This window comes from Sorangium sp. So ce385 (assembly GCF_051474135.1).
Classification (GTDB): Bacteria; Myxococcota_A; Polyangia; order Polyangiales; family Polyangiaceae; genus Sorangium; species Sorangium cellulosum_D.
On the sequence record NZ_CP150337.1, the window covers coordinates 1,355,948 to 1,381,205 of the forward strand.

Below are 25,258 nucleotides of genomic sequence, written 5' to 3' on the forward strand. Positions count from 1 at the left end.
GGTGGGTGACGGGGAAAACGTAGCCAGGCCGCCATTGCCGCGCGTCCGGCTCTCCGATCCGCGCGTCCACGGACGGCGCCTCTGGCGGGGCCCCGCGCGTGCGGTACAATCGATCGCGCCATGTCTGCCGCGCTCGATGAAATGGCCCGGAGCATCGCGCTCCGCGAGGCCGAGGTGATGCGCTTCGCGCTCGGCGATCGCTGGGGCAAGCGGCAGCCGGCGCAGCGCGCGTCCGCCCGGGTGTACGCGGCGGAGCGCGGCGGCGGGTGGATCGATGTCGCGCGGCGGCGGCTCGCGTTCGGCGCGGGAGAGCTCGTGTTCCTGCCGCGGGCCGACGCGCACGCCATCCGCGATCGGCCGACGACGTCGCTCGAGCAGCCGGAGGCCCTCTGCCGCGGGATGCACGCCGTGGCCGACCGCGCCCTGGCGACGGAGGCCCCGCCGGAGGCGCACCTCGTCATCGTCGACCTGCACCTCGACGCGGCGGGCGCCCCGTGGCTCGCGCTGCTGCCGCCGGCCGTGCACATCACGGGCGCCACGCCGGGCCTCGCGCGCTGGCTGGGCGAGACGCTCGCGCTGCTCGCGGGCGCGCGGGACCTCTCGCCGGCGCTGCGCCGGTCGATCGGCGAGACGTGGGCGCACGCGCTGTTCGCGAGCGCGCTGCGCGACCCCGGGGCGTCGCTGCCGCGGGCCGAGGCGCTCCGGGACGAGCCGGTCGTGGCCGCGCTGGCGCGGGTGCGCGCCTCGCCCGAGCGCGCGTGGGAGCTCGGGGAGCTCGCGCGGCAGGCCGGGCTCTCGCGCTCGGCGTTCGCGGCGCGCTCGACGGCGCTCCTCGGCGAGCCGCTCGGCCACCACGTGCGCCGGCTGCGGCTCCAGCGCGCCGCGGTGCTGCTCGGCGAGACGACGCTCCCCGTGAAGCTCGTCGCCGCCCGCGTCGGCTACGACAGCGAGCCCGCGTTCGCGCGGGCCTTCGCGCGGGCCCACGGCGTGAGCCCCATCGCGTACCGGCAGGCGAGGCGGCGAGAGGACGGCGCGCCCGAGATCCGCCGCGCGGGGTGACCGGCGCGGGAGCGCCGGAGCGCGGCGCGGCGGGCCTCGCGCCGAGCCGGCTCCGGACACCCGCGCGCGCCGGCTGGGGCGCGGCGACACGCTGGCACGCTGGCACGCTGGCACGCTGGCACATGCGTCCGCGCGCGTGGCTCGCGAGCGCTCGCGCGCCGGGGCGCTCCGCGGGTCGCGGCGCTCATCGCTCCTCCGGGCCGGAGCGGCGCGCCGGCATCGGTGGCACCCCTCGTGCTTCGAGAGGCGCGCTTCCTTCCATGCAGCTTGCTTGCCGATGCCCCGTGCTCGACGAGGCGTCGCTCCGTCTGACCTGACTTCATTACAGGACGAGGGGATATGTACAATCTAGACAGCGTCGGCCGATGGTTGGGTATCGCGCTCCTGACCGGAGCGGCGAGCACCGGGTGCGGGTGGATCGCCGTTGATCCGGTGCCCGGCGCGACCGGTACGGGGGATCCTCCTGGCGTCACGACTGGCGAGGGCGTCACGACCGGCGAGGGTGGGTCAACGGGCCCCGGGGAGGAGCCAGCGACGGCCGGCAGCGGCGGTGGCGGTGTCGGCGGCACGGGTGGCGTCGGTGAAAGCGGTGTCGGCGGCGGGGGCGGTGGTGGCGCCGCCGACGGCAGTGGCGTGGGCGGCGCTGGTGGCGTGGGCGGTGGTGGAGCTGGCGGCGGCGAAGCGTGCGCCGGACCGCTCGCGTTCGCCGATGCGGCGCTCGAGGCGGCCGTGCGCGAGGCCGTGGGCATGCCGGACGGCCCCCTCCTCCCGGCCGACGTCGCGTCGCTCGACTACATCGACGCCAGGTACCGCGATATCCAGTCGCTCTCCGGCCTCGACTGCATCAGCTCGCTCATCGCGCTGGACCTCACCGGGAACCTCGTGACCGACGTCACGCCGCTGTCCTCGCTCACGGAGCTGCGCTACCTCGAGCTCGGGTCCAACCTGATCTCGGACATCGCGCCGCTGTCCTCGCTCCTCCAGCTGGAGCACCTGGGTTTGTCGGACAACGAGATCTCGGACGTGACCGTCGTCGGCGCGATGACCGAGCTGCGCACCTTGCGGCTGATCGCGAATCCGATCGGCGATCTCGGCCCGCTCGGCTCGCTGGTCAACCTCACTCAGCTGTACCTCGGCGGCTCCCCGCTCCCGACGCTGGCGCCGCTGGCGGGTCTGGAGGCGCTCCACGTCCTCGTGGCGAACGAGGCGGAGATCAGCGACATCTCGGCCCTGTCGACCATGACGAACCTGCGTCAGGTGATGCTCACCGTGAACCGCATCTCCGATCTGTCTGCACTCTCGAGCCTTCCTCACCTGTTCTACATCACGCTCTTTAGCAACTCGGTGTCCGACCTGTCGCCCCTCGTCGCCAACCCGAGCATCGGCGCAGGGGTCTCCCTGAACGTGGGCGGCAACCCGATCGACTGCGTCGCTCAGGCGAGCAACATCGCCGAGCTCAGGGCGCGTGGAGCGAACCTCGGCTCGGTCTGTCCCTGACGCCGCCCCCGCGAGGCGGAGGCGCTCGCGGCCGCCCACGGCGCGGCCGCGGGCGTATTCTCCATCGCATGAAGCAGAGCGCGAGGATAGGGGCGCTGCTCGTCGCGATGGCGGCGTGCGGCGGCGAGGAGGCAAGGTCCGCGGCCGGCGCCGGAGGCGCCTCGGCGGGCGCGGGCGGCGCGGGCAGCGCCGGTGGGGCCACCGGGCCCGGCGCGGCGAGCGGCGCCGGGGCCGGCGGCGAGGCGCCGGGCGTCCCGGCGTACGGCCGCTTCGGCGAGGCCAGGACGACCTTCACGCTGCCGGCGCCGCCCCCGAAGGAGGGCGAGCGCCCCGCGATCGCGGTCCCCGACCTGGCCACGGCGTTCCCCGAGGTCGACTGGAGCGCGCTCGATCGGCTCTACATCCCGGCCGGCGAGTACCGGAGCATCCTGCTCGGCGGCCTGCCCGAGCGCAGCGCCGAGCGCCCGCTGGTCATCACGAACCTCGGCGGCCAGGTCAAGGTCGGCGGCGACGCCGCCAATCACCTGTTCGTGCTGAAGGGCGGAAAGGGCTGGATCCTGACCGGCCGTCACGATCCCGTCTCGAAGACCGGCGACGCGGGGTTCCGCGGGCACGCCGAGGGCGGCTTCGCCCACAGCCAGGGGACCTACGGCATCTTCATCGACGACGCGTTCAGCAAGGAGGGCCTGTCCGGGCTGGCCATCGGCGGCGGCGCGTCGGATTTCGAGCTGGAGGTCATCGAGGTCGCGCGCGTCGAGTTCGCCGGGGTCATCGCCAAGACCGACGACGACGGGCAGGCCACGATGCGCAACGTGAAGGTCCACGACCTCTACGTGCACGACGTCGGGTCCGAGGGGATCTATTTCGGCAGCACGCAGGCGCAGCCGCAGCACGCGTTCGAGCGCCTCGAGGTGTACGACAACCGGTTCCTCCGCACCGGCACCGAGGCGCTGCAGGTCGGCCAGCTCGGGTCCGACTGCGAGATCCACCACAACGTCCTCGGGCCCGGGGCGGTCCGGTGGCGGTCGGCGTTCGACCATTACCAGGACGGCAACGTGCAGCTCGGCCAGCGCTACGGCAGCTCGAGCTTCCACCACAACCTCGTGATCGGGACGGGCGACCTCTTCGTCGAGGTGTTCCCGACGCGCGTGGACCAGGACCCGCGCTCGCCCGGAGACACGATCTCGTTCACGGACAACTACTTCGCCGACACCTCGCTCAGCGGCGTGTACACGCACGCGGTGGACACCGGGGCCACGATACGGTTCGAGCGCAACGTGTTCCTGGGGTTCCACTTCAACTACGGCGAGGTGTACCCCGACACGGAGGAGCCGGTGCAGGTCTTCGGCGTGGGGAGCAACGCGCCCAATCCGCACGTCCTCCGGGGCAACCGGGTGGACGGGCCCTATCCGTTCATCAAGTGGCTCTTCGACAGCGTGACGGCCGAGGACAACCCCACGGTCGCGGTGCCCCGGGCGCGCTTCCGCGACTTCATGGCGGGCGGCATCGACGAGAACTACCGCCGCCTGGAGTGGTGGACCGACCGCGCCACGCTCAGCCCCGACGAGCGCGCCGTGGTGTACCCGAAGGGCGCCTACGTCCTCCACCAGGGCGCGCTCTACGAGGCGCTCGAGGAGAACCAGGGCAAGCAGCCCGACCAGCACCCCGACGCGTGGCGGGCGCTCCCGCCCCCCGCGGACGACATCCGCCTGAGCGCCGACTCGCCGCACCAGGGGCTCGGCGTCCGCTGGCCGCCCCCGTGAGGCGAGCGCGGGTGATCGCCGCGTCGCCGCCGAGCGCGGCCGGGGTCGAGCTCGCGTGATCCCTCGACGAGCCGCTCCGCCGCCGCTATTCTCTCGCCGCCTGCAAGGAACGCAGGCCGAGGTGTAAGGATGGATACAGCCCAGTCAGACGATTGAGCCGCAGCAACCCCTGAAATCGTTGCTGCGGCCATCTGCTCTCGATCGTCCGACGCGTGCCGTCCTGGAGGCAGATCGCCGCCGAATGTCCACCATTTGCGCGGGTGTATCGTCGTGCCTCGAAATCGTTCAACACATTGGAATCTCTCGCTGTCCGCAGCGCTGCTGCTGATGGCCCCGTTCGACCTCTTGGCCTCGCTGGCCATGGATGTCTATCTGCCGGTGGTGCCGAGCATGCCAGGCATCCTCGGCACGTCGCCTTCGGTCGTTCAGCTGACGTTGAGCCTCTACATGGTCGTCCTGGGCGCCGGACAGCTCGTGTTCGGGCCCCTCTCGGACAGGGTCGGCCGACGGCCGGTCCTGCTCGGCGGCGCCGTCCTGTTTGCCGCCGCGTCGTACCTGCTCGCGGGCACCGGGTCCGCCGCGGCGTTCGTCGCCCTCCGCGTCGTCCAGGCGCTGGGCGCGGCCGCGGCGCTCGTCGCGACGTTCGCGACGGTGCGCGACGTCTACGCGGAGCGCGCCGAAGGGGCGGTGATCTACAGCCTGTTCGGCTCGATGCTGGCGTTCGTGCCCGCGCTCGGGCCCGTGATCGGCGCGCTGCTCGCGGACCACCTCGGTTGGCGCGCGATCTTCGTCGCGCTCGGCGCCGCCGCCACCGCGGCCGCGCTGAACGCGGCGCCGAGGTGGCATGAGACTCGGCCCGTGAACGCGTCGAAGCCGCGCGCGGCGTTCGGCGAGATCCTGACGGACGCCTCGTTCTGGACCTACACGCTCGGCTTCAGCGCGGCCATGGGCGCGTTCTTCGTCTTCTTCTCGACGGCGTCGCGCGTCCTGATCGATCGGGTCGGCCTCTCGCAGCTCGCCTTCAGCCTCCTGTTTGCCACGGTCGCGCTCGTCATGATCGCGACCACCCGGTTCGCGAAGCGGTTCGTGGCGCGGTGGGGGAGGGCCGGGAGCCTCGTCCGCGCGATGGGAATGCTGCTCCTGGGGGCCGCGCTGCTGGTCGTCGGGCAGGTGATCGCCGCCCCGTCGTTCTGGACCTTCGTCCCGCCCATGTGGGTCATCGCGATCGGCATCGTCTTCGCCAATTCGGTGACGGCCAACGGCGCGCTCCAGCGCTTCGGTGACGTCGCGGGCACCGCGACCGCGCTCTACTACTGCATCGAGAGCCTCGTCGTGGGGGTCGTCGGAACGACGCTGGTCGTCCTGCTGCCTGGGGACACGGCATGGCCGCTCTCGGCCTATTGCGCGCTCATGGCCGTGGTCGTGCTGGGCCTCGTGTGGCGGGTGGAGAGGTCCCCGGCGACCGCCGTCTCGCCGGATCCGGCGCGCGCTCGCGAAACCTGAGCTGCTTCGCCGGCGGGAGGAGGAGCCTCTCCTCCTCCCGCTCCAGCCGGGCCCCATCGAAAACCTCGTCGATCGGACCGAAAGCCCCGCCCTTCAGGGGCTCGGCGCGCGGAGCTACGACGGGGACATGGCGAGCGAGACCGACGACCCGCTGCTCACGCGACGCGCGTGGCTTCAGGCGAGCGCGGCGCTCGGCACCGCCCTGGCCGTCCCGGGCTGCGCATCGGGTTGCGGAGCTTCGCGGCCAGCGTCCTCTGCGAGGAAAGCCAACATGTCATACGACGTCATCATCGTGGGAGGCGGCCCCGCCGGGCTCTCCGCCGCGCTGGCCCTCGGCCGCGCGCGCAAGCGTGTCCTGCTCTGCGATGCGGGGGCTCGCAGGAACGCGGCCGCGGAGCACATCCACAACTTCGTCACGCGCGACGGGACGCCGCCGGACGAGTTCCGGGCGATCGGCCGCCGAGAGCTCGCGACGTACCCGAGCGTGGAGGCGCGCGACCTCCGGGTCGAGGCCATCGCGGGGACCCGAGGCGCATTCCAGGTCACCTCGGCGGCGGGCACCGTCGAGGCCCGCCGGGTCCTCCTCTGCACCGGGCTGATCGACGAGCCGCTCGCCATCGAGGGGTTCCGCGAGCTGTGGGGGCGTTCGATCCTTCAATGCCCCTACTGCCACGGATGGGAGGTCCAGGACCGGAGGTGGGGCTACCTGGCGCGAGGGGTACAGTCGCTCCATTTCCCGCTCCTCTTGCGTGGATGGACGCGAGACGTCGTGGTCTTCACGGGCGGAGCGTTCGACGTCCCGGCGGACACCCGCGCCCGCCTCGGCGCCGCGGGGATCCGCGTCGAGGCGCGGCCCGTCGCGCGCCTCGTCGCGCGCGAGGATCGGCTGGAGAGCGTCGAGCTCTCGGACGGCGCGACCGTCCCCTGCGAGGTGCTGTTCGCCCATCCCCCGCAACGCCAGGTGGGCCTGGTCCGGGCGCTGGGCGTGGCCCTCGACGACGACGGCTTCGTGCAGGTCGACCCGGTGAGCCGCGAGACGTCCGTACCCGGTGTTGTTGCGGGCGGGGATCTCGTCTCACGAATGCAAGGGGCGATCCTCGCGGCTGCGTCCGGGATGCAGGCCGCGGCGATGCTCAACCACGAGCTCACGGCGGAGCTGGCGACCCGTGGCGGGTCCGGAGGACCGGAATGAAGATCTTCCTCACGGGAGCAACGGGGTACATCGGCGGCTCTGTTGCCAAGCACCTCACCGAGCAGGGACACTCGGTTCGAGGCTTGGTCCGGCGCCGCGAGCTGGCGGCATCGCTCGAGGCGCAGGGCATCGGCGCGGTGCTCGGCGACTTGAGCGACCATGGGCTGCTCGAGGCCGAGGCGCGCCGAGCGGACGCCGTGGTCAACGCCGCAGACAGCCTCCGCGGCGACGTGGTGACGGCGCTTCTGCGCGGACTGGAAGGTTCTGGTAAGGCGCTGATCCACAGCAGCGGGATCGGCCTCGTGTCGGAGGACGCGTGCGGCGACGTCGTCAGCGAGCGAATCTCCAGCGATGACGAGCCGATCGTCGAGGGGGGGCATCCCATGCAGAAGGCCTTGCGTGAGGTGGAGGTCCAGGTCCTCCATGCAGCACGGGTGGGCGTGCGCGGCATCGTCCTGTCCAACGCGATGGTCTACGGCATCGGCCTCGGCCTGCGCGCGGAGAGCGTCCAGGTCCCGATGCTCGTCAGGGCGGCCCGCGAGGTCGGCGCGGTGTGCGTCGTTGGCAGGGGCGTCAATCGATGGTCGAACGTGCACGTACGCGACATGTCGTCGCTCTATGCGCTGGCGCTCCGCGGTGCTCCCGCCGGCGCGTTCTACTTCGCCGAGGCCGGCGAAGCCTCGTTCGAGGAGATCGCAGCGGCCATCGCCGCGCGCTTGCGTCTCGGTCCGATCCGGAACTGCAGCCTCCAGCAAGCGACGGCCCTGTGGGGCGAGATCCCGGCGCGTTACCTCTTGGGCTCGAACAGTCGTGTTCGGGCCGTTCGCGCCCGTCGTGAGCTCGGATGGGCTCCGCAATGCCCGTCGCTCCTGGCGTGGATCTCGGCCGAGCTGGCGGCGTAGGCCTCCCGCGCCGCGCGAAGGGCTCGGGCTCCGAGAGCCGCGCCGCCGAGCCGCGGATCACCGGGCTCGGCGGCCGGGGCGGCGGCTCGTCAGCGGCCGAGGAAGTTCATGAGCCAGCTCATGGCCGGCCGCATGGTGCCGTTCGAATGCTGGAGGCCCGTGTTGTCCCGCCAGGTGGCGCCGACGATGTAACCCCACAGCGTGATGCCCTTCACGGAGGGGTGGTTCCAGAACATCGTGAACTGCTCCTCCATCACCCGCTTCTGCTGGTTGTCGTCCGCGATGCCGATGTCGTACTCGGTGATGTACACGGGCTTGCCCAGCGAGGCGAGCTTGTCGATGTACCCCTTCACGGTGTTCGTGTTGATCTTGTAGGCGTCGTGGGCCTGCGCGCCGAGCGCGTCGACCGGGGCGCCCGCGTTGATCACCGCCCGCGCGATCCGCATGAAGTTCTGGTGATCGTTCTCGTACTCGATGTTGTTGTAGTCGTTGAGGATCAGGACCGCGCCCGGGCAGAACTCGCGGGCCCACTTGAAGGAGTTGACGATCCAGTCGTAGCCGCTGGCGCCGTCGCCGCCGATGCCGTTCTTGTAGGAAGGCGTGGTGTGGGGCGGCGGCTCGTTGACCACGTCGATGTACTTCGTGTCGGGGTAACGCGCGCAGAACGCCTTCATCCAGTCGCGTACGGCCGCCTGCTGCTCCGAGCCGGAGAGCCCGCCGATCCAGCTGGGTTGCTGGGCACCCCACACGAACACGTGGTGCTTGAAGATGATCTTGTTGTCCTTCGCGTACTTGTAGATCGCGTCGAGCCTGCTCCAGTCTCGCGCGCCGCGGGACCTCTCGACCTCGCCCCACTTGCCCTCGTTCTCGGGCGTGATCTGGTTCCAGTAGTTCGCGAAGCCGTTGCGCACGGAGCCGCTCGTCGTGATGTTGCCCACGAACTTCCCGGTGGTGCCGCCGCCGGAGCCGCCGGAGCCGCCCGAGCCGCCGGAGCCGCCCGAGCCGCCGGCGCCACCCGAGCCGCCGGCGCCGCCGGCGCCGCCCGTGCCGCTGCTCGACGAGGAGCTCGACGCGCTCGAGCTGCTGCTCGACGAGCTGCTCGACGAGGAGGTGGTCGTGCCGGTGCCCGTGCCTCCGTTGCCGTTGACCGAGACGATCGTCGGCCTCCCGGTGCCGTTCGCGCAGAACCCGAACGACGTCGACTTACCCGCGTCCAGCGTTCCGTTGTAGACCTCATTGGTGACGTTCAGCTGCCCGCCCGAGGCCGAGGAGCGCCCGTTCCACAGGTTGGCCAGCGTCGAGCCGTTGAGCCCGACGACCAGGCCCCAGGAGGTGGACCGGCCGGTGCTCGTGTTCGTCACCGTCACGTTCGCGCAGTAGCCGCTGCCCCACTCCGACTGGAGCGCGAGATCCGCCTTCATCGTATTGTCCGCGCTGCTCGCCGCGGACTCGTACGCCTCGCTGTCCTCCAGGTCAGCTGGTTCGACGGCGCAGGCGAGCAGGCCGCACACGAAGGAGAGGGACACAGGGCCAAGCAAGCGATCGATACGCATCAAGGTTCTCCATGATCCGGACGGACGGGTCTCAGGCTTCTGTTCAAGGTGGATAAGTAAACCAGAAGCGCCTGCGAGCCCCACCGCCCATGGACCGGGGCAGCATGATTCCCGGCCAGAGCTTGTTCATCACGACCGCGTGCACCCATTTGCACGGGTCGTATGCCCGGTCACACCGTGGCTGTCGAGGCGAGTCTTGCGCGGATATGCCCGGTGCGAGATGGGCCCGAGCATGTCATGAGATTAAAGCACGCAAGCGCGCGCCGGAGTCAAGCTTCTTGTTCGACGATTTGCCGTACAGCCATATTGCAGTCATGTGTGTTTGGGTGGAAGGAGCGCCAATCGCCATGTGTAGCTGATTTTGCCGTACAGCCATGTCGCACTGACGGGCTCTCGACGGAACGAGGAGCGCGCCGTCCGCCCTCCCGGAAAAGCGATGATGGCTCGATAACGCGGCGAAGATCGATTTCATGGGAAGAGGACCGCGAGGGCGCAAGGGACTCAAGGGCAAGAGAAGAATAAAAATCCATCTCTGTTTCGTTGCGCCTCTTGTGCCTCTTGCGCCTCTTGCGCCCTTGCGGTCTCTCCTCTCGTTGCGTGCCGTGCTCTTCCGGTTTGCCCCTCGGCGGATCCGGCGTCGAGATCTCCACGGCTCGCCGCAGCGTGATGGGCGCTCGACATCCACCTCGCGACGACGGCTCTCGACGTTGCGCCGTCCTCTCACGAGGTGTATGACGAGCCGCGACGACGAAAGGTGACCGATGATCAGTCAGGCCGAGCTGGCCGAGCAGCTCGACCGGGCCCGCAGCCACCTGCGGGCGGTCGCGTTCCGCATGCTCGGCTCGGTGGACGAGGCGGAGGACGCGGTGCAGGAGGTCTGGCTGCGCGCCAGCCGCGCCGACGCCAGCGCCGTCGCCAACGTGACGGGATGGCTGACCACGATCCTCGGCCGCGTCTGCCTCGACATGCTGCGCGCGCGCCGGCGCCGGGGCGAGGAGCTCACCGAGATCGGCGAGCTCGATCGGGGGGTCGACCGCGAGGGGCCCTCCGGCCCCGAGGACGAGGCGGCGCTGGCCGACGCCGTCGGGCTCGCGCTGCTCGTGGTCCTCGACAGGCTCGGGCCCGCCGAGCGCGTCGCCTTCGTGCTCCATGACCTGTTCGCCGTGCCGTTCGACGAGATCGCCGCGATCGTCGACCGGTCGCCGGCCGCCGCGAAGAAGCTGGCGAGCCGCGCCCGCCACCGCGTGCGCGGCGGGACCGCCGCGCCCGCCGCCGAGCTCGCCAGGCAGCGGGAGGTCGTGGAGGCCTTCCTCGCCGCCTCGCGCACCGGCGATCTGGGCGCGCTGCTCGCGGTGCTGGCCCCCGACGTCGTCCGGCGCGCCGACCGCGCCGCGCTGCGGGGAGGCGCGGAGGCCGAGGTGCGCGGCGCCCGGCGCGTCGCCGAGGAGACGGCCACCAACGCCGGTCGGGCGCGCTTCGCCCGGCCCGCCCTCGTGAACGGCGCCGTCGGCGTCGTCGTCGCCCCGCGCGGGCGGCTGCAGCTCGTCCTCGCGGTCGCCGTCGAGGGCGACCGCATCGCCGCGATCGACGTCATCGGCGACCCGGCCCGCCTCCGCCAGCTCCGGCTCGCGGTCGTCGACGCCGCGCCGCCGTGACGGGCCGAGCGGGCCGGGCAGCCCCGAACGGCGATGCGCGGGGGGCGGTCACCTTTCCTCGCCGCGCGTCGTCAGAGCGGTGACGCGCCGGACGCGCTCGCGACCGGCGGCGACAGCCAAGGAGGAAGTACGTTGAGTGTGCACACGATTCAGCGCACGGCGCAGCAGGGCTCGCGGCCGGCGGCGAGCGGAGAAGCGCCCTTGCCGGGGGTCCGCGTCGCGGTCGTCTACCACAGCGGCCGCGGCCACACCGGGCGGCAGGCCGAGGCCGTCCGAGCCGGCGTGCAGCAGGTCGAGGGCGCCGAGGCCCTGCTGCTGACCGTCGAGGAAGCGCAGGCGCGCTGGGGCGATCTGGCCGCCGCCGACGCGATCATCTTCGGCGCGCCGACCACCATGGCGAGCGCCTCGGCGGCGTTCAAGGCCTTCCAGGAAGCGAGCTCCCGCGCGGTCATGGCCCGGGGCTTCGCCTGGAAGGACAAGCTCGCTGCCGGCTTCACCAACTCGGGCTCCCGCTCCGGCGACAAGCTGGCGACGCTGATCCAGATCGCCCTCTTCGCCGCCCAGCACGGCATGCACTGGGTCAATCTCGGCCTGCCGCCCGCGAACAACTCCACGAAGGGATCGGAGGAGGACCTGAATCGACTCGGCTTCTGGCTCGGCGCCGGCGCGCAGTCGAACGTCGACCAGGGCCCCGACGTCGCCCCGCCGGAGGCCGATCTGCGCACGGCCGAGCACCTCGGCCGCCGCGTCGCCGAGGTCGCGCGTCAGCTCGCGTGCGGCCGCCTCGTCACCGGGCAGACGCCCGCGCGGTGAGCGGCGCGGCGCCGCTGGGACCTCGGCGCCGAGCTGACGGGGCCCGCGGCGGCCCGACCGCCGCGAGCGCGGGACGGCGGAGGCGTCGCGGCGGTGCTTCGCGCGGCTCCGGGCCCCGCCCGGCGCCGGAACGGGGTAGGATGCCGTCCATGAACCGCGTTTCCAAGATGATGACGGCGGCGGCGCTCGCCCTCGCGGCGGCCGCGGGCGGCTACGGGCTCCTGGGCTCGCGCGGGTCCGACGCGAAGACGCTGGTCGGGCGCCTCTGGATCGAGCGGATTCCGAGGGACGACACGGACCAGATCGAGCTCATGGTGATGCTCGCCGACGAGCCGATCGGCATCTTCCGGCGCACGTCCCAGTTCGAGGGCTCGTATGCCCTGTTCCGTTACGAGCTGCGCGGCAGCGACAAGCTGCAGCTGCTCTTCCCGCAGAACAAGTCGAAGCACGAGGTCGCCTTCGACGCGCGTCCGTGCGACGTGAAGGGCTTCGACTACTGCCTCGATCTGAGCGGCGCCCCGCGGGGCGCGGCGAAGTACTACAGCCGAAAGGAATGGGAGATCGACGCGAGCGACCCGGCGGCGCTGGAGGGCGCGCTCCGGGAGCTCGTCGAGGAGCTGCGCGCGTCTCCGCCGGAGCCGTGACGACACCCCTCCTGCTCACGCGAAGCGAAGAGATGTCCACCCGGCATCCGCTGGCGGCATTCTCGTTCTACCTGTCCGGCCGGCACCAGGTCCTGCTGTCGATCTCGAAGGAGATCCTCGAGGGGCTCGACGCGTGCGCCTCCGGCGAGGGTGCCTTTCCCCACGAGGCGAGGGCGCGCGCTTCGGATCTGATGTGGCTGTGGACGCTGGGCGCCTACGAGGTGGTCAGGACGATGTGTCAGGCGAGCCGGTGCTTCTCGGAGCGCTTTGCCAGGGCGATATCGCACCTGAAGGCCGATCTGGAGCGGGTCCGGGTGCCGAACACGAAGCTGGAGCGGATCAAGTACAACCGCCGGGACAGGCCCATCCCGGTGAGCTCGGATCGCGGTCCGGACATCTGGGACGACGCCACCAAGGATCTGCTGGTGGGAGATCCTGCGGATGCCGTCTCGTGCCGCATGCTGCTCCGGAGCTACGAGAGCGTCATGTCGTCCCTGACCCTGGACGACGTGAAGATGTCCCACGAGGACTCGTTCGAAAGAACGTAGAACCGCCCCGCGGCCCCGCGCGCCCGTCGACCGCGGCTGGTCGACGGGCGCTTCGACGCGGCGCCTACTGGCGCGCCACGCGCTTGAGCGGGTATGGCGCGGCCTCCCGTTCGGTCATCGTGAAATACCCAGAGCCGTCCGCCTCGTACTCGATCGACTCGCCCTGACCCTCGACCGTGTCCGTGAGCGCGACGGGCGACGCCGCGAAGGCCGCCTCGAAGCCCGCGCCGGCCGGCGCTCGGTACTCGTAGACCGCTCGGTAGGTGCGCAGCAGAAACCGGTCGGCGCACGGGTGGATCGCCCCGGCGGTGACCGACCGGAAGTTCTCGTCCGGGCCGAGGGGCATCTGGAGGTCGGCCACGTGAATCAGCGTGGACAGGGTATCAGGCGCCGGCAGCGGGCTCGGGAACCTGTACACCTTGCTGAGCCCGGTCGTGCCCTCCTTCGTGACGACGTAGATGTCCCCCGTCGTCGGGTGCACCATCAGCGCCTCGGCGTTCTGCGGCGTGTCCGGGTACTGGAAGGGGAACCGATCGCCGGACACCGTGCCGCTCGTCTCCCCCGCGGCGAGGTTCGGCTCCTTCATGCGGACCACGGCGAAGGTCGTCGGGTAGGGCGGCGGGCGTCCGCTGAAGCGGCCGATGTCCCCCATGAAGATGCAGCTCCCCGCCGGGCACGGACCGGTCGCGATGTCCTCCCAGTCCCAGGGGAGCACGCCGGCAACATAGCTCCCCACGACCGCCGCGTTCGTCTTTTGGATGGCGACGAAGTTCGCGTTGTTCTCGCTGTGCGCGTACAGGATGCCGGGGTTGACGCGGCTCGCGGCGAGCCCGGACATCTCCACGATGTCCGTCGCGGTCAGGCTCCCGACCGTCGTGTAGGCGCTCGCGAACGTATCGCCCGCGGAGCAGCTCGGAGCGCCGGCGGGCTTCAGCGCGACGACCTGCGCGGTGTTCGTGTTGGCGAACGGAGAGGTGCCGCTCCACGCCGGCTGCAAGCCCGCAGCGCCGAGCTGGTTGTACGCCGCGTCGAACAGGAGGCCCGCCGACGACGAGAGCAGGCACGTGTCGAACGGCTCGGTGAAGCCCGACGGCGGCACGATCGGGCTCGCCGGGCAGGACGAGCCCGTCCAGACCTGCGTACCGAACCAGACCGCGACGCCGTTCGCCGCCGTGGTGGTGACCGGGGGCGCGGCCAGGGTCGCGGAGTTGCCGTTCTTCTGGCCGCTCGCCGCGTCGATCGGGCTCGCGGGATCGGCGCCGCTGAACGCCACGATGCTCCCCGCCAGGTAGGCCGAGACGTCGAAGCCGAAGGCGTAGCTCGCGGGCTCCGCGCCGGTCGCCACCTTCCAGAGGACCCACGACTTGACGGCGGACGCGCTCTGATCCGAACGGATGACCGTCCATCCCGCCGGCGGAGCGATCACCGCGCCCACCTGGTTCCGGTTGGCGATGCGCGCGAGCAGGACGTCGCCCTGCGCGACGCCCGCCGGCTTCGCGAGCGTCAACGAGGTCACGTTCTTCCCGGTCGCCGTCGAGCTCGAGCGGAAGGTCACCGTCGAGAGCGGCTGAACGGCCGCGCCCATTTCATCGGCGTCGTCACCGTCGAAGTCCGTGTCCTGGTGATCGACGGAGATGCAGCCAGCCCATCCGAGCAGCGAAATCGAGGCGACGAGAAGCGCTCTGGCGCTGAGATTCCTCAAGATCAATGTTGTTTCCTTTCGGGTAAGCGAATTCTTCAAGAGACGGAACTAAACCACAAAAAGCATGGGAAGCAACCCGGGCGGCGACGGCTACAGATGACCTGATGGGGAGCTCGAGAGGGTGCATGTACCCTGGATTCGTGTGGTCGCACTGGCATCTGCACGGGTCGGCGATCCCGGAGAGAGCGGGGCTCGAGAGAGCCGGCGACGCTCGACTGCCGGGCAGCGGGCTACGCCGGCAGCGGCCCGGCATCCAGCCGCGGCCGGCCGGTGCCGCCGCGCGGGGGGCGCCGAGGCGAGCCTCTTTACATCCCTCGCCTCATCGACGGATAATTGCCATCGTGGAGCAAGGAGCGGTCTTGGCCGGACGCTACCGCCTTGAGCACCGCGCTGGCGCGGGGGGCATGGGCGAGGTGTGGAAGGCGCACGACCAGGAGACGCGCGAGGCGGTGGCGGTGAAGCTCTCGCCCCAGCGCGACGGAGAGGATGCGGCGAGGTTCGAGCGAGAGGCGCAGATCCTCGCGGGCATGTCTCACCCCCACGTGGTCCGGTACGTGGCGCACGGGGCGAGCGCCGAGGGCACTCCCTACCTGGTCATGGAGTGGCTCGAGGGCGAGGATCTCGCGGCGCGGCTCGCGCGCGGTCCCCTCGAGATCGACGAGAGCGTGGCGCTGGCGACCGCGGTGGCGGACATCCTCGGATTCGCGCACGAGCGCGGCGTCGTGCACCGCGACCTGAAGCCAAGCAATCTGTTCTTGCCAGGTGGGCGCCTCGACAGCGTGAAGGTGCTCGACTTCGGCATCGCGCGGCTCGGGCAAGCGACGCGGATGACACGCTCGGGCGTGCTGATGGGGACGCCCGGATACATGGCGCCCGAGCAGGCGCGGGGCGAGGCGTGCATCGACGCTCGCGCGGACGTGTTTTCCCTCGGCTGCGTGCTCTTCGAGTGTCTGACGGGCAGGCCTGCGTTCGGGGGTCAACACGCGGCGGCGATCCTGACCAAGGTGCTGTTCGAGGACACGCCGAGCCTGCGAACCCTGCGGACCGGGGTGCCCGAGGCGCTCGACGACCTGCTGCGGAGAATGCTGTCGAAGCGCCGGGAGGACCGGCCCGCGAGCGGGCAGGCGGCGGCGGCGCTGCGCGCGCTCGAGGATGCGTCGCGGTCACCGGCGGTGAGCTCGGTCCCCTCGCCCTCGCTCACGAGCAGCGAGCAGCGCGCCGTGGCGGTGATCGTGGTGAGCGCGGCGGCGGACGCCGCGGTGAGGGCGTTCGGCGGGGACACGACCCTGGTCCTGGCGCCTGGCGACGAGGCCGTCTCGCGCGAGGCCGAGGCGCACGGCGGCCGGAGCGAGCGCCTGCTCGACGGGTCGGCCGTGGTGATGCTGGCGGGCAAGGAGACGGCGACGGACCTGTGCGCGCAAGCGGCGCGGTGCGCGCTCGCGCTGCGCCGGTGCGCCGCGGGCCGGGGCGTGGCGCTGGCCATGGGGCGGGGGGAGCGGACGGCGCGGTCGATGGGGCCGGCGATCGACCGGGCGGCGCGGCTGGCGAGCACCACGGCGCGCCCCGTTGCCCCGGAGGCCCCGGTGATCATCGACGAGGTCGTCGCAGGCCTGCTCGACGCGCGCTTCGAGGTGCGGGAAGGCGAGGGGTCCTTCACGCTGCACGGCGAGCGCCCGCTGGCGGAGGGGACGCGCCTGCTCCTCGGCAGGGCCACGCCGTGCGTGGGGCGAGAGCGCGAGCTCGGCATGCTCCGGGCGCTCGTGCTCGAGAGCATCGAGGAGAGCACGGCGCAGGCGGCGCTGGTGACGGCGCCGCCCGGCGTGGGCAAATCGCGCCTGGCGCAGGAGTTCCTGCAGGAGCTCCGGGGGCAGGGCGAGCGGGTGTCGGTGTGGGCCGTGCGCGGCGACGCGCTGCGGGCCGGCTCGCCCCTCGGAATGCTGGGCGAGGCGCTGCGGAGCGCGTGCGGGATTCACGAGGGCGAGCCGATCGAGGCGCGGCGCCGGAAGCTCTCGGCAGAGATCGAGGCGCGGGTGCCGCCCGGCCACCGGCGGCGCGTCGAGGAGTTCCTCGGCGAGATCGTGGGCGCTGTCTTCCCGGACGAGGACAGCCTGCCGCTCCGGGCCGCGCGCCGCGACGCGCAGCGCATGGCGGACCAGGTGCGCGCCGCCTTCCTCGATTACCTCGCCGCCATCGTCGCCGCCGGCCCGCTGATCGTCGTGCTGGAGGATCTGCAATGGGGAGACCGACCCACGGTGTCGCTCCTCGACGCGGCGCTGCGCGACCTCTCGGATCGGCCGCTGTTCGTGCTCGCCCTGGCGCGGCCGGAGGTGCGCGAGCTGTTCCCGAGGCTCTGGGAGGGGCGGCGGCTGAACGAGCTGCGGCTCAACGAGCTGAGCCGGCGCGCGGGCGAGCGGCTCGCGCGGCACGTGCTGGGCGAACGCGCGGACGCCGACGCGATCGCGCGGATCGTGCGCCTGTCGGAGGGGAACGCGTTTTACCTGGAAGAGCTGATCCGCTGGACCGCGGAGGGCAGAGGCCCGGACGTGCCGGGGACGGTGGTCGCCATGGTGGAGTCGCGCCTCGGGGCGCTGGACGACGAGTCGCGGCGGCTCTTGCGGGCGGCGAGCGTCTTCGGAGAGGTCTGCTGGGCTGGAGGGGTGGCGGCGCTCGTCGGCGGCGAGGCGCGCCGGAGCCAGGTCGCCGCCGGGCTCGAGGCGCTCGTGGCGCTGGAGATCCTGGTGCGCCGCCGCGAGAGCCGCTTTCCGGCCGAGGAGGAGCTCTCGTTCCGGCACGCGCTCCTGCGCGAGGGCGCGTATGCCATGCTGACCGAGGGGGATCGGGTGCTCGGTCACCGGCTGGCGGGGGAATGGCTGGAGCGGGCGGGGGAGCCGGATCCCGTGGTGCTGGCCGAGCACCTCCAGCGCGGGCGAGCGCTCGATCAGGCCGCGTGCCATTACCTGCGCGCGGGCCGCCAGTCGTGCGATCGCGGGGATTTCGCGAGCGCCCTCGCGCGCGCGCAGCGCGGCGTCGACTGCGGCGCGCACGGGGAAACGCTCGGCAACCTGATGGCGCTGCGGGCGATGGCGCATTGCTGGCGATCGGAGTTCGATGCAGCGCAGCAGGCGGGCGCCGCTGCGCTGCCGCTCACGGGGCGCGGGAGCCGGTGGGCGTGCATCGCGCTGTTCCATCGCGCGTGGGCGTCGCTCGTCCTCGACGCAGAGGACGATTTCATGGAGACGGCCGACCGCTTCGTCGAGTTTCAGCCGGACGCGGAAGCGGGCCGGGAGTACATGCTCTGGGCGCCGCTCGCCGCGTCGCTGCTCCAGACCTACGGGCGGCGCGAGCTCTGCAAAGCGTTGCTCGATCGCGCGGACGCGCTGGCGGCCGCCATGCCCGCCCTGGATCTCGATCTCAGGGGCGCGCTCGCCATCGGGCGCAGCGATTATGTGCGCGCCTTCGAGCGGGATCCGTGGCGGCAGCTCCAGCTGACGCGACAGGCGGTGGAGGCGTTCCAGGCGATCGAGGATCTCCGGAACCAGATCACGGCCTTGAACAGGCTCGGCCAAGCCGAGGCCGAGCTCGGCGATCCGGCGGCGGGCGAGGCCACGCTGCGGCGGGCCGTGGCGCTGGCGCAGCGCATTGCGATCCCGTTTGCGCAACGCCAATCCGCATTGCACCTGGCGGCGCTGCTCTCGCGCGGCTCGGATCCGTCGAAATGGGGAGAAGCGAGCGACATGGCCAGATCGTTGCTCGGCGCCGCGGGGGTGAGCGTGGGATACCGAGGCTGGGCCCACGGGATCTGCGCAGAGGTTCTCCTCCAGCGCGGCTCGTACGACGACGCCGTGCGGCAGGCGCGCGAGGCGGATGCGCTGTGCGCCCGCATCCCGCTGCGGCGGCTCTGGGTGACGGCGTTGCTCGTCCGCGGGTTGATCCAGCTGGGTGACCGCGATGAGGCGGCGCGTGTGGCCAGCCGCATCGAGCCCGGGCTCGCGTGTCTGGGCGGAGGCGGCTACGTCGAGATCGACGCGCGGGTGGCGCTGGCGGAGGCGTATTGGACCGGCGGCAGGGTCGACGAGGCGCGGGCGGCGCTCGACGAAGCGATGCGCGGGATCGCTGCGCGGGTGGAGGCCATTCCCGACGCCGCCTGGCGCGCGCGGTACACGGCGTGCGTGCCTGAGATCGTGCGCGCCTGCCGGCTGGCGAGCGCATGGGCGTAGGTGGCCGCGCGGCGAGGCGCTCGCGCGCGTCGGGCGCGCCCGGCTGCGCGCTCGGCTTCACGGCGGCGGCGCGTAGACCGCCGTCCCGCCGCCGGTCTCCGACCGGACGACCAGGGTTCGCGCGCCGTCCGCGATCAGCCACTCCAGCTCCGGCACCACGCACTGCAGCTGCGCGCGCTCGTCGAAGGCGAGCCCTCGCCCCGACAGCCGCGCCGCGAGCCAGCGCGGCAGCGCGCGGCTCGCAACCGACTCTCGACGCAGCTGCTCCGACTCCTCGGCGGAGAGCTCGAGGAGGCTCTGCCAGGCGGCCGCAGCCCGCCTGAGCAGGAAGACGAAGTCGGCGTCCTGAGCGGCCCCCCCGGGCGACACCGCGAGCGTCGCGGCGCGGTGGGCGCACAGCGCGCTCGAGCGCTCGAGCGGCACATAGGTCTCGAACAACGGATTCGCCAGGTAGCGAGGGATGGGGTGGAGCTCACGGTAGTAAGAGGTCCGCGCCATCCGCTGCGTCCCGAGCAGGCGATAATGGCGCCACACCGAGCCCACCTCCGAGAGCCGCGCCCTGAACTGCCGGTTGAGCGACTCCGTCATCTCGGAGACGGGGACGATCCGCTCGACCTGCGTCCGGCGCCGGCCGTCCGCGTCGGGCTCGGGGACGGTGTTGGCCGGCTTTCTCGCGCCCGGATCCCGGAACATCGGCCGCGCCACGGCCCCGGTCAGCGCGTCGTCGGCCGAGAGCGCGTCGACGTGCTCGAACGTCGACCAGACCCAGCTGGCGCTCGATTGCGTCTTGTGCGCCACGTGCATGCCCACGAGCCCGGCGTCCGCGCGCCGGACTCGCCCGTCGTCGCCCTCGACAGGGATCGATTGCGTGTAGAAGCGGCGCGGGTCGTCGCCGCCTCCCAGGATCTTCCACGCGAGCTTCAGCGCGATCGCGCCCGACCGCTCGTGGTCCCGCTCGAGCACCTGCCCGCCCTGGGGGAACTTGTTCCAGTGGAGCCCCGGGGGCATGTACACGGGGCTCGGCGCGAAGGCGCGCTGCCCCTCGACGCTGTAGAGCCCGTGCTTCACGATGAACTCGAACAGCACGCGATTGACGAGGACCTCGTACATGACCCTGTGGCCATTCTGGTCCCAGAGGACATTGCCGTCGGCCTGGGTCGGCTCGGGGACGAAGCGGAACCGCGCATCCGAGACGTCGGGGCTCCGCGCCGGGACGCCGCTCGCGTCGCGGGCGGCGGACCAGGGGAGGGGCCGCAGCCCGTGCGGCGGCGCGAGCTCACGCCCGCTGCGGAAGGTCCGCCAGCGCGGGACGCCGCGCGCGTCGGCCAGGGAGGGGGCTGGCCGCTCGAGCGGGTCGACCGGCCAGATCAACGCCACGAACGTCTGCCAGGACAGCGCATCGAACATGCGGTCGATCTCGGCCGGATCGACGTGGGGCCGCAGGCGATCGACGTCGACGTCGTGGGGCAGCGCGGCGGAGAGCCACGCCTCCTCGGCGCCGGGAGCGCTCACAGGAACGCCGCCCGCGGCTGGAACCCGAGGTAAGCCTTCGCGAGGAGCGGCTTCCCCTCGGCCACGACGAGCTTGACGTCCAAGTAGCGGTGCAGCCGGACAGGCCAGCGCTCGCCATCGAAACAGACGCGCTCGCTCCCTGTCCAGGCGCCGAGCGCCGCGCGCTTCTCGGGACAACACGCGCCCCGCTCGACGCAGAGATCCAGGAGCCCACCCCAGTCGCGCGTCGCTTGGCCCGGACCGCGCAAGTGGAGCTGGGAGAACGCGAGCCCGATCCGGGAGCTCACCGCGTCGGAGATCGTCAGATCGAGATAGACCGGCTCCACCTCCGGGAACGGCTCGCGCGTCAGCGCCGCCACGTCGTCGAGCGCGCCGGGGTACCCGATCTCGTGCAGGTAGGCTGACAGCTCGCGCCGGGGCACGGCCACGTACAGCTTGGCCGCGGCGGGAGACCTCCCGAGCATCACCGAGAGGTGGATCAGCTGCCCGCCGGGCGGCAGCGCGGCGACCGTGCGCTCGAGGCGCCGCAGCGTGGCGCTCTCCACGCCAGGCAGCAGGCAGCGCAGCGACCGGACCAGCGCGGACCAGGCGCGTTCGGGGTCCGCGGCCAGCGTGCGAGGAGAGCGGTACTCCTGGGCGACACACACGCAGAAGCTGGGCGATGGGGAGGCGGGGGCCGGGTGACCCGCGCCGTCGAGCTCCAGCCAGAGGGCGGGCACCTGCGCGTGCAGCTCGGAGCCGGGCTCGCGCCAGGCCGCGCAGAGCTCGGCGAACCGCTGCCACGAGGACGGCGCGTCGAGCTCCCCCTCACGCAGCAGGAGGGCCAGGCTCCGGTGCAGCTCCTCGCGACCTTCCCCGCCCACGCCGGCCAGGAAATCGACCTGCTGCTCGCCCGGATCGAGGCGGCACTCGATGTAGTAAGAGCCCCACCCGTGGGGCAGGCGCTGGCTCAGCGAGAGGATCCTCTCGAGCGCACCCGGGGAGACCAGCTCCCCGGGTACGTGAGGAGCCACCCGCGCCACGGTCTCGCAGGGTGCCCAGGTCATGGCGCTGCTACCACATGAGCTCGCGCCGCTGCTCGACCTCGCTCTGGACGAAGGCGAGGACAGCGGCGCAGTTCTCCGGCGTCAGGTCGTCACCAGCCGCCCTGATCGCCTGCTGCGCTTGCGGTGAGAGCGCGAACTCGTGGAGCACCGAGGAGGGATCCGCCTTGAAGCGAGCCCGGACATCCTCGGTGTTCGCCAGGTGATACAGCAGAGAGAGCGCGCCCGGGGGAAAACTCGTGGTTTGGACCATATCGATCTCCTCTTGTTGGCAGAACGGCCGCGCCGGCGAGGGCCGACGACCGGCTGTCGGGGAGGCGCGCTCCGGCCATCGAGAGCCAGAGTCGTTCAAGCAGATCCGTTGTCCTCCCCCCAGCGCAGCCCGCGCTCGGACCAGCGGAGCCGTACGTCCTCACCTCTATGTGAAAGTGTGCTCCACCACAAGAGACGGCGCGTGGAGAGCAGCAATCCGACGACGCGCTCGCGCGCGAGCGCATCGGGGCTCGCCGGGCCACGCGCACGCGCGATGTGCCGTGTCCGAGAGAGCCAACCTCGATGTCGCCGAGGGAGCGCTGCCGAGCGGCGCGCCTCGCTCGGTGTCACGTCCCCCTTGCCCGCCGTCGTGATAAGATACGCCATGACTGTAATCTGCACCTCACGTTGCGTGATGATGATGTTGCTGGGCCTCTCGCTCCTGGCCTGCGGCGACGACGACGGCAAGGGCGGCGGCGACCCCGGCGGCACGAGCAGCGCCGCCGGCGGGGGAGGGGGCAGCGGGGGTGAAGGCGGCGGCGGAGGGGGCCCGGCGGAGCTCGACCCGCGCGTCGAGGCGTGCCTGCGGATCAACGCATGTGACGCCGACGGCGGCGCGCCGGTGGGGCTCCAGGCCTGCCTCGGCCACGAGCTCGATCAGCGGTGGGCCTGGGCCACCACCGGGGCGAGGCGGCTCGGCCTCGCGGCCATGGACTGCAAGCTCGCGGCGGCCGACTGCGCCGGCGTCCGCGCGTGCACGCCGGCCCTCGACGAGCTCGGCGCGGGGTGCGGCGAGCGGGCCGGCGCCGATCTGTGCGAGGGCGATACCTGGGTGATCTGCGACGACCTGGGCGCGCCGCTCGCCGCGATGGACTGCGCGGCCGCCGGGCTCTCGTGCATGTCCGATTTCATCGCCGGGTGCGGCGCCGAGCCGTGCGATTACGCCACCACGCCGGCGGCGTGCGATCCCGAGGACGGGGACGTGCTCGTCGAGTGCAGCCCCGCCGGCTTCCTGACGCGGGTCCACTGTCCGAGCCAGTACAACCTGGTCCACGTGAACGGCCGTGAGGGGGAGCAGGTCTTCTCGATCGCGGGGGAGACCTGCGGGTTCGACGAGCAGCGCAGCGCGCTCGGCTGCGTGGGCACGGGCGAGGCGTGCTCCTTCTTTTCGCAGCGGTGCGACGGCGCGGTGCTCGAGACCTGCGCGGGCGGCAAGCTGGGTCGCCGCGACTGCGCCGCGCTGGAGCCGGCCGGCCAGGGGTGCGGCTTCGTCCAGAGCGGGCAGTTCGCCGGCGCGGCCTCCTGCGGGCTGGTCGGCGGCGCGTGCGACCTCGGCAGCGACGAGGCGTGCGACGGCGATGTCCTCCGGTATTGCAGCTGGGGAGAGCCGGCGGCGCTCGACTGCCGCGCCGCGGGCTACACCGGCTGCGCCACGGCCGAGCAGGGCGGCCGCACCGTCGCTTACTGCACGCCGTAGGGCCGCCCCGGATCAGGCGCCGAGCGACTCGGCATCTCCTCGATCCGCTGAACCGGGGGGACCGCGCTGCTGCGTGGGCAGCAATCGCGGGCCCCCGTGTTGCTCCGGCGCGACGTGGTCGCTATAAGCTGGCCCGCAGCTTCCGCGCGAGCGGCACGGGTGTCGCTCTCCGCCGGCGCCCCGTTCCCGGAGCCCGCCGCGGGGCCGTGTGGAGGTGGTCGTCGGCCGTGATCGAGCTGCGGGACGTCAGCAAGGTGTACCGGCAGGGCAAGCGCGAGGTGATCGCGCTCGACGGCGTCTCCTTGCGCGTGGCCCCAGGCGAGGTGTTCGGGGTGCTGGGGCACAGCGGCGCGGGCAAATCCACCCTCATCCGCTGCGTCAACCTGCTCGAGCGGCCCACCGCGGGCGACGTGCAGGTCGACGGGCGGGACATGCTGGCGCTCGGCCCGCGGGAGCTCCGGCAGGCCCGCCAGGGCATCGGCATGATCTTCCAGCACTTCAACCTCTTCTCCTCGCAGACCGTGGCGGGGAACATCGCCTATCCGCTGGCGATCGCGGGCTGGCCGCCAGCCCGCATCCGCGCGCGGGTCGAGGAGCTGCTCGCGCTCGTCGACCTCACGGACAAGGCGCAGGCCTACCCGGCCCAGCTCTCCGGCGGCCAGAAGCAGCGGGTGGGGATCGCCCGGGCGCTCGCGCCGCGGCCGCGCGTGCTCCTGTCCGACGAGGCCACCTCCGCCCTCGACCCGGAGACGACGCGCTCGGTGCTCGGCCTCTTGCGGGACATCAACCGTCAGCTGGGGCTCACCATCCTGCTCATCACCCACCAGATGGATGTGCTCAAGGAGATCTGCCGCTCGGCGGCCGTGCTGGAGCGGGGCCGGGTGGTCGAGCAGGGCAAGGTCGTCGACCTGCTCGCGGATCCCGGCACCCGCCTGAGCGCGCTGTGCTATGCGCCGCTCGCCGCGGGCGCCTGGCCCGTCCGCCCCGGAGGTCGCCTGGTTCGCCTGGCCCTCGTCGGCGACACCGCCGCTCGGCCGGTGCTCGCCGTGCTGGCGCGCCGCTTCGGCGTGGACGCCGCCCTGCTCGAGGGCACGCTGGAGCGGGTGGGCGGCGTCCCGGTCGGCCGGCTGCTCGTCGAGCTCACCGGCGCCCCCGACGCGCTGGAGCAGGCGCTCGACCACCTGCGCGAGCAGCGGTATCGGCCGGAGCCCGTGGCGCATGACTAGCGAGCTCGCGGCGTCGCTGTGGACGGCCACGGTGGAGACGCTCTACATGGCGTCGGTCTCCGCGATCCTGGTCCTCGTCGCGGGGCTCCCGCTGGGCGTGCTGCTGGTGATCACCGACCGGGGCGGGCTCTGGGAGCGGCCGCTGCTCCACCGCGCGCTCGGCACGCTCGTGAACGTGGGGCGCTCGGTGCCGTTCATCATCCTCATGGTGGCGATCGTGCCGCTGACGCGGCTCCTCGTGGGCACCACCATCGGCACCACGGCCGCCATCGTGCCGCTGGTCGTGGCGGCGATCCCCTTCCTCGGGCGCGTCGTGGAGCAGAGCCTGCGGGAGGTGGACCCCGGGCTCGTGGAGGCGGCGGTGGCGATGGGCTCCACCCACCGGCAGGTGATCCTGAGGGTGCTCCTGCCCGAGGCGCTGCCGTCCCTCGTGCGCGGCGCGGCGCTCATGGTGATCAGCCTGCTCGGGACCAGCGCCATGGCGGGCGCCGTGGGCGGCGGCGGCCTCGGCGACCTGGCCGTCAAATATGGATACATGCGCTTTCGCACCGACGTGATGCTGGGCTGTCTCGTCGTGCTCCTCGTCCTCGTCCAAGGCGTCCAGCTGCTCGGCGACCGGCTCGCCTCCCGATTCGACCGCACGAGCACCCGGGGCGCCGGCGCTCGCGATTGACCCGTTCCAGGGCCGTGGCCCGCGCCG

19 protein-coding genes are annotated in these 25,258 nt (G+C 72.2%); 14 read left to right on the forward strand and 5 right to left on the reverse strand.

What is annotated here, in order from left to right:
- The first annotated feature begins 120 nt into the window (after positions 1-120).
- The 6 genes from WME83_RS05085 to WME83_RS05110 all read left to right on the forward strand — a co-directional run bounded on the left by WME83_RS05085 (position 121) and on the right by WME83_RS05110 (position 7,916).
- The gene (locus tag WME83_RS05085; RefSeq protein WP_437318123.1) at positions 121-1,059 is read left to right on the forward strand and encodes a helix-turn-helix domain-containing protein; all 939 of its coding nucleotides are present in this window, start codon (positions 121-123) and stop codon (positions 1,057-1,059) included.
- 339 nt (positions 1,060-1,398) lie between these two features.
- Positions 1,399-2,556: a leucine-rich repeat domain-containing protein gene (locus WME83_RS05090; protein ID WP_437318124.1), complete on the forward strand. Its 1,158-nt coding sequence runs from the start codon at positions 1,399-1,401 to the stop codon at positions 2,554-2,556.
- Between the two features lie 68 nt (positions 2,557-2,624).
- Positions 2,625-4,319: a right-handed parallel beta-helix repeat-containing protein gene (locus WME83_RS05095; RefSeq protein ID WP_437318125.1), complete on the forward strand. Its 1,695-nt coding sequence runs from the start codon at positions 2,625-2,627 to the stop codon at positions 4,317-4,319.
- A gap of 270 nt (positions 4,320-4,589) precedes the next feature.
- On the forward strand, positions 4,590-5,822 hold the full coding sequence (cml, locus tag WME83_RS05100) for a CmlA/FloR family chloramphenicol efflux MFS transporter (RefSeq protein ID WP_437318126.1): 1,233 nt from the start codon (positions 4,590-4,592) through the stop codon (positions 5,820-5,822).
- Between the two features lie 271 nt (positions 5,823-6,093).
- Positions 6,094-7,014, forward strand: a complete 921-nt coding sequence (locus WME83_RS05105; RefSeq protein ID WP_437318127.1) for an NAD(P)/FAD-dependent oxidoreductase — start codon at positions 6,094-6,096, stop codon at positions 7,012-7,014.
- Complete coding sequence (locus WME83_RS05110; protein WP_437318128.1) at positions 7,011-7,916, forward strand: NAD-dependent epimerase/dehydratase family protein; 906 nt, start codon at positions 7,011-7,013, stop codon at positions 7,914-7,916. The genes WME83_RS05105 and WME83_RS05110 overlap by 4 nt, the downstream gene beginning before the upstream one ends.
- Positions 7,917-8,005: 89 nt before the next feature.
- Here WME83_RS05110 and WME83_RS05115 read toward each other — a convergent pair whose 3' ends face one another.
- On the reverse strand, positions 8,006-9,469 hold the full coding sequence (locus tag WME83_RS05115; protein WP_437318129.1) for an endo-1,4-beta-xylanase: 1,464 nt from the start codon (positions 9,467-9,469) through the stop codon (positions 8,006-8,008).
- 761 nt (positions 9,470-10,230) lie between these two features.
- Here WME83_RS05115 and WME83_RS05120 point away from each other — a divergent pair.
- The 4 genes from WME83_RS05120 (at position 10,231) to WME83_RS05135 (ending at position 13,129) form a co-directional block, all read left to right on the forward strand.
- Positions 10,231-11,124: a sigma-70 family RNA polymerase sigma factor gene (locus WME83_RS05120; protein WP_437318130.1), complete on the forward strand. Its 894-nt coding sequence runs from the start codon at positions 10,231-10,233 to the stop codon at positions 11,122-11,124.
- A gap of 201 nt (positions 11,125-11,325) precedes the next feature.
- A complete protein-coding gene (locus WME83_RS05125) occupies positions 11,326-11,937 on the forward strand; it encodes a flavodoxin family protein (protein ID WP_437321964.1) in 612 nt (203 codons plus the stop codon).
- A 149-nt stretch (positions 11,938-12,086) separates the two neighbouring features.
- Positions 12,087-12,581, forward strand: coding sequence for a hypothetical protein (locus WME83_RS05130; RefSeq protein WP_437318131.1), 495 nt, complete (start codon positions 12,087-12,089; stop codon positions 12,579-12,581).
- Positions 12,582-12,613: 32 nt separating this feature from the next.
- Entirely contained in the window at positions 12,614-13,129 is a 516-nt protein-coding gene (locus WME83_RS05135) for a hypothetical protein (RefSeq protein ID WP_437318132.1), read from the forward strand.
- A gap of 64 nt (positions 13,130-13,193) precedes the next feature.
- Here WME83_RS05135 and WME83_RS05140 read toward each other — a convergent pair whose 3' ends face one another.
- Entirely contained in the window at positions 13,194-14,831 is a 1,638-nt protein-coding gene (locus WME83_RS05140; protein ID WP_437318133.1) for a cell wall anchor protein, read from the reverse strand.
- Between the two features lie 359 nt (positions 14,832-15,190).
- Here WME83_RS05140 and WME83_RS05145 point away from each other — a divergent pair, with 359 nt between their 5' ends.
- Positions 15,191-19,048, forward strand: a complete 3,858-nt coding sequence (locus WME83_RS05145) for a protein kinase domain-containing protein (RefSeq protein WP_437318134.1) — start codon at positions 15,191-15,193, stop codon at positions 19,046-19,048.
- A gap of 57 nt (positions 19,049-19,105) precedes the next feature.
- Here the strand turns inward: WME83_RS05145 and WME83_RS05150 are convergent, their stop codons facing one another.
- Genes WME83_RS05150 through WME83_RS05160 form a run of 3 tightly spaced genes read right to left on the reverse strand, consistent with a single transcriptional unit; the run spans position 19,106 to position 21,856 of the window.
- On the reverse strand, positions 19,106-20,560 hold the full coding sequence (locus tag WME83_RS05150) for a hypothetical protein (RefSeq protein WP_437318135.1): 1,455 nt from the start codon (positions 20,558-20,560) through the stop codon (positions 19,106-19,108).
- A complete protein-coding gene (locus WME83_RS05155; RefSeq protein ID WP_437318136.1) occupies positions 20,557-21,606 on the reverse strand; it encodes a hypothetical protein in 1,050 nt (349 codons plus the stop codon). The genes WME83_RS05150 and WME83_RS05155 overlap by 4 nt, the downstream gene beginning before the upstream one ends.
- A 7-nt stretch (positions 21,607-21,613) precedes the next feature.
- Complete coding sequence (locus WME83_RS05160) at positions 21,614-21,856, reverse strand: hypothetical protein (RefSeq protein ID WP_437318137.1); 243 nt, start codon at positions 21,854-21,856, stop codon at positions 21,614-21,616.
- A 384-nt stretch (positions 21,857-22,240) separates the two neighbouring features.
- Here WME83_RS05160 and WME83_RS05165 point away from each other — a divergent pair, with 384 nt between their 5' ends.
- The 3 genes from WME83_RS05165 to WME83_RS05175 all read left to right on the forward strand — a co-directional run bounded on the left by WME83_RS05165 (position 22,241) and on the right by WME83_RS05175 (position 25,231).
- Positions 22,241-23,332 (forward strand): hypothetical protein, encoded by a 1,092-nt coding sequence (locus WME83_RS05165; protein ID WP_437318138.1) that lies wholly within the window; start codon positions 22,241-22,243, stop codon positions 23,330-23,332.
- Between the two features lie 227 nt (positions 23,333-23,559).
- Positions 23,560-24,558 carry a methionine ABC transporter ATP-binding protein gene (locus tag WME83_RS05170; protein ID WP_437318139.1) on the forward strand — a complete coding sequence of 333 codons (999 nt, stop codon included), beginning with the start codon at positions 23,560-23,562 and terminating at the stop codon, positions 24,556-24,558.
- Complete coding sequence (locus WME83_RS05175; protein WP_437318140.1) at positions 24,551-25,231, forward strand: methionine ABC transporter permease; 681 nt, start codon at positions 24,551-24,553, stop codon at positions 25,229-25,231. The genes WME83_RS05170 and WME83_RS05175 overlap by 8 nt, the downstream gene beginning before the upstream one ends.
- Positions 25,232-25,258: the final 27 nt, after the last annotated feature.

What these genes read in the sequence shown, in the direction of transcription:
- WME83_RS05105 (WP_437318127.1), top strand. Translation starts at nt 6,094, where the DNA reads ATGTCATACGACGTCATCATCGTGGGAGGCGGCCCCGCCGGGCTCTCC.
- WME83_RS05085 (WP_437318123.1), top strand. Translation starts at nt 121, where the DNA reads ATGTCTGCCGCGCTCGATGAAATGGCCCGGAGCATCGCGCTCCGCGAG.
- WME83_RS05130 (WP_437318131.1), top strand. Translation starts at nt 12,087, where the DNA reads ATGAACCGCGTTTCCAAGATGATGACGGCGGCGGCGCTCGCCCTCGCG.
- WME83_RS05175 (WP_437318140.1), top strand. Translation starts at nt 24,551, where the DNA reads ATGACTAGCGAGCTCGCGGCGTCGCTGTGGACGGCCACGGTGGAGACG.
- WME83_RS05090 (WP_437318124.1), top strand. Translation starts at nt 1,399, where the DNA reads ATGTACAATCTAGACAGCGTCGGCCGATGGTTGGGTATCGCGCTCCTG.
- WME83_RS05160 (WP_437318137.1), bottom strand. Translation starts at nt 21,856, where the DNA reads ATGGTCCAAACCACGAGTTTTCCCCCGGGCGCGCTCTCTCTGCTGTAT.
- WME83_RS05110 (WP_437318128.1), top strand. Translation starts at nt 7,011, where the DNA reads ATGAAGATCTTCCTCACGGGAGCAACGGGGTACATCGGCGGCTCTGTT.
- WME83_RS05155 (WP_437318136.1), bottom strand. Translation starts at nt 21,606, where the DNA reads ATGACCTGGGCACCCTGCGAGACCGTGGCGCGGGTGGCTCCTCACGTA.
- WME83_RS05095 (WP_437318125.1), top strand. Translation starts at nt 2,625, where the DNA reads ATGAAGCAGAGCGCGAGGATAGGGGCGCTGCTCGTCGCGATGGCGGCG.
- WME83_RS05165 (WP_437318138.1), top strand. Translation starts at nt 22,241, where the DNA reads ATGACTGTAATCTGCACCTCACGTTGCGTGATGATGATGTTGCTGGGC.
- WME83_RS05135 (WP_437318132.1), top strand. Translation starts at nt 12,614, where the DNA reads ATGTCCACCCGGCATCCGCTGGCGGCATTCTCGTTCTACCTGTCCGGC.
- WME83_RS05120 (WP_437318130.1), top strand. Translation starts at nt 10,231, where the DNA reads ATGATCAGTCAGGCCGAGCTGGCCGAGCAGCTCGACCGGGCCCGCAGC.
- WME83_RS05115 (WP_437318129.1), bottom strand. Translation starts at nt 9,469, where the DNA reads ATGCGTATCGATCGCTTGCTTGGCCCTGTGTCCCTCTCCTTCGTGTGC.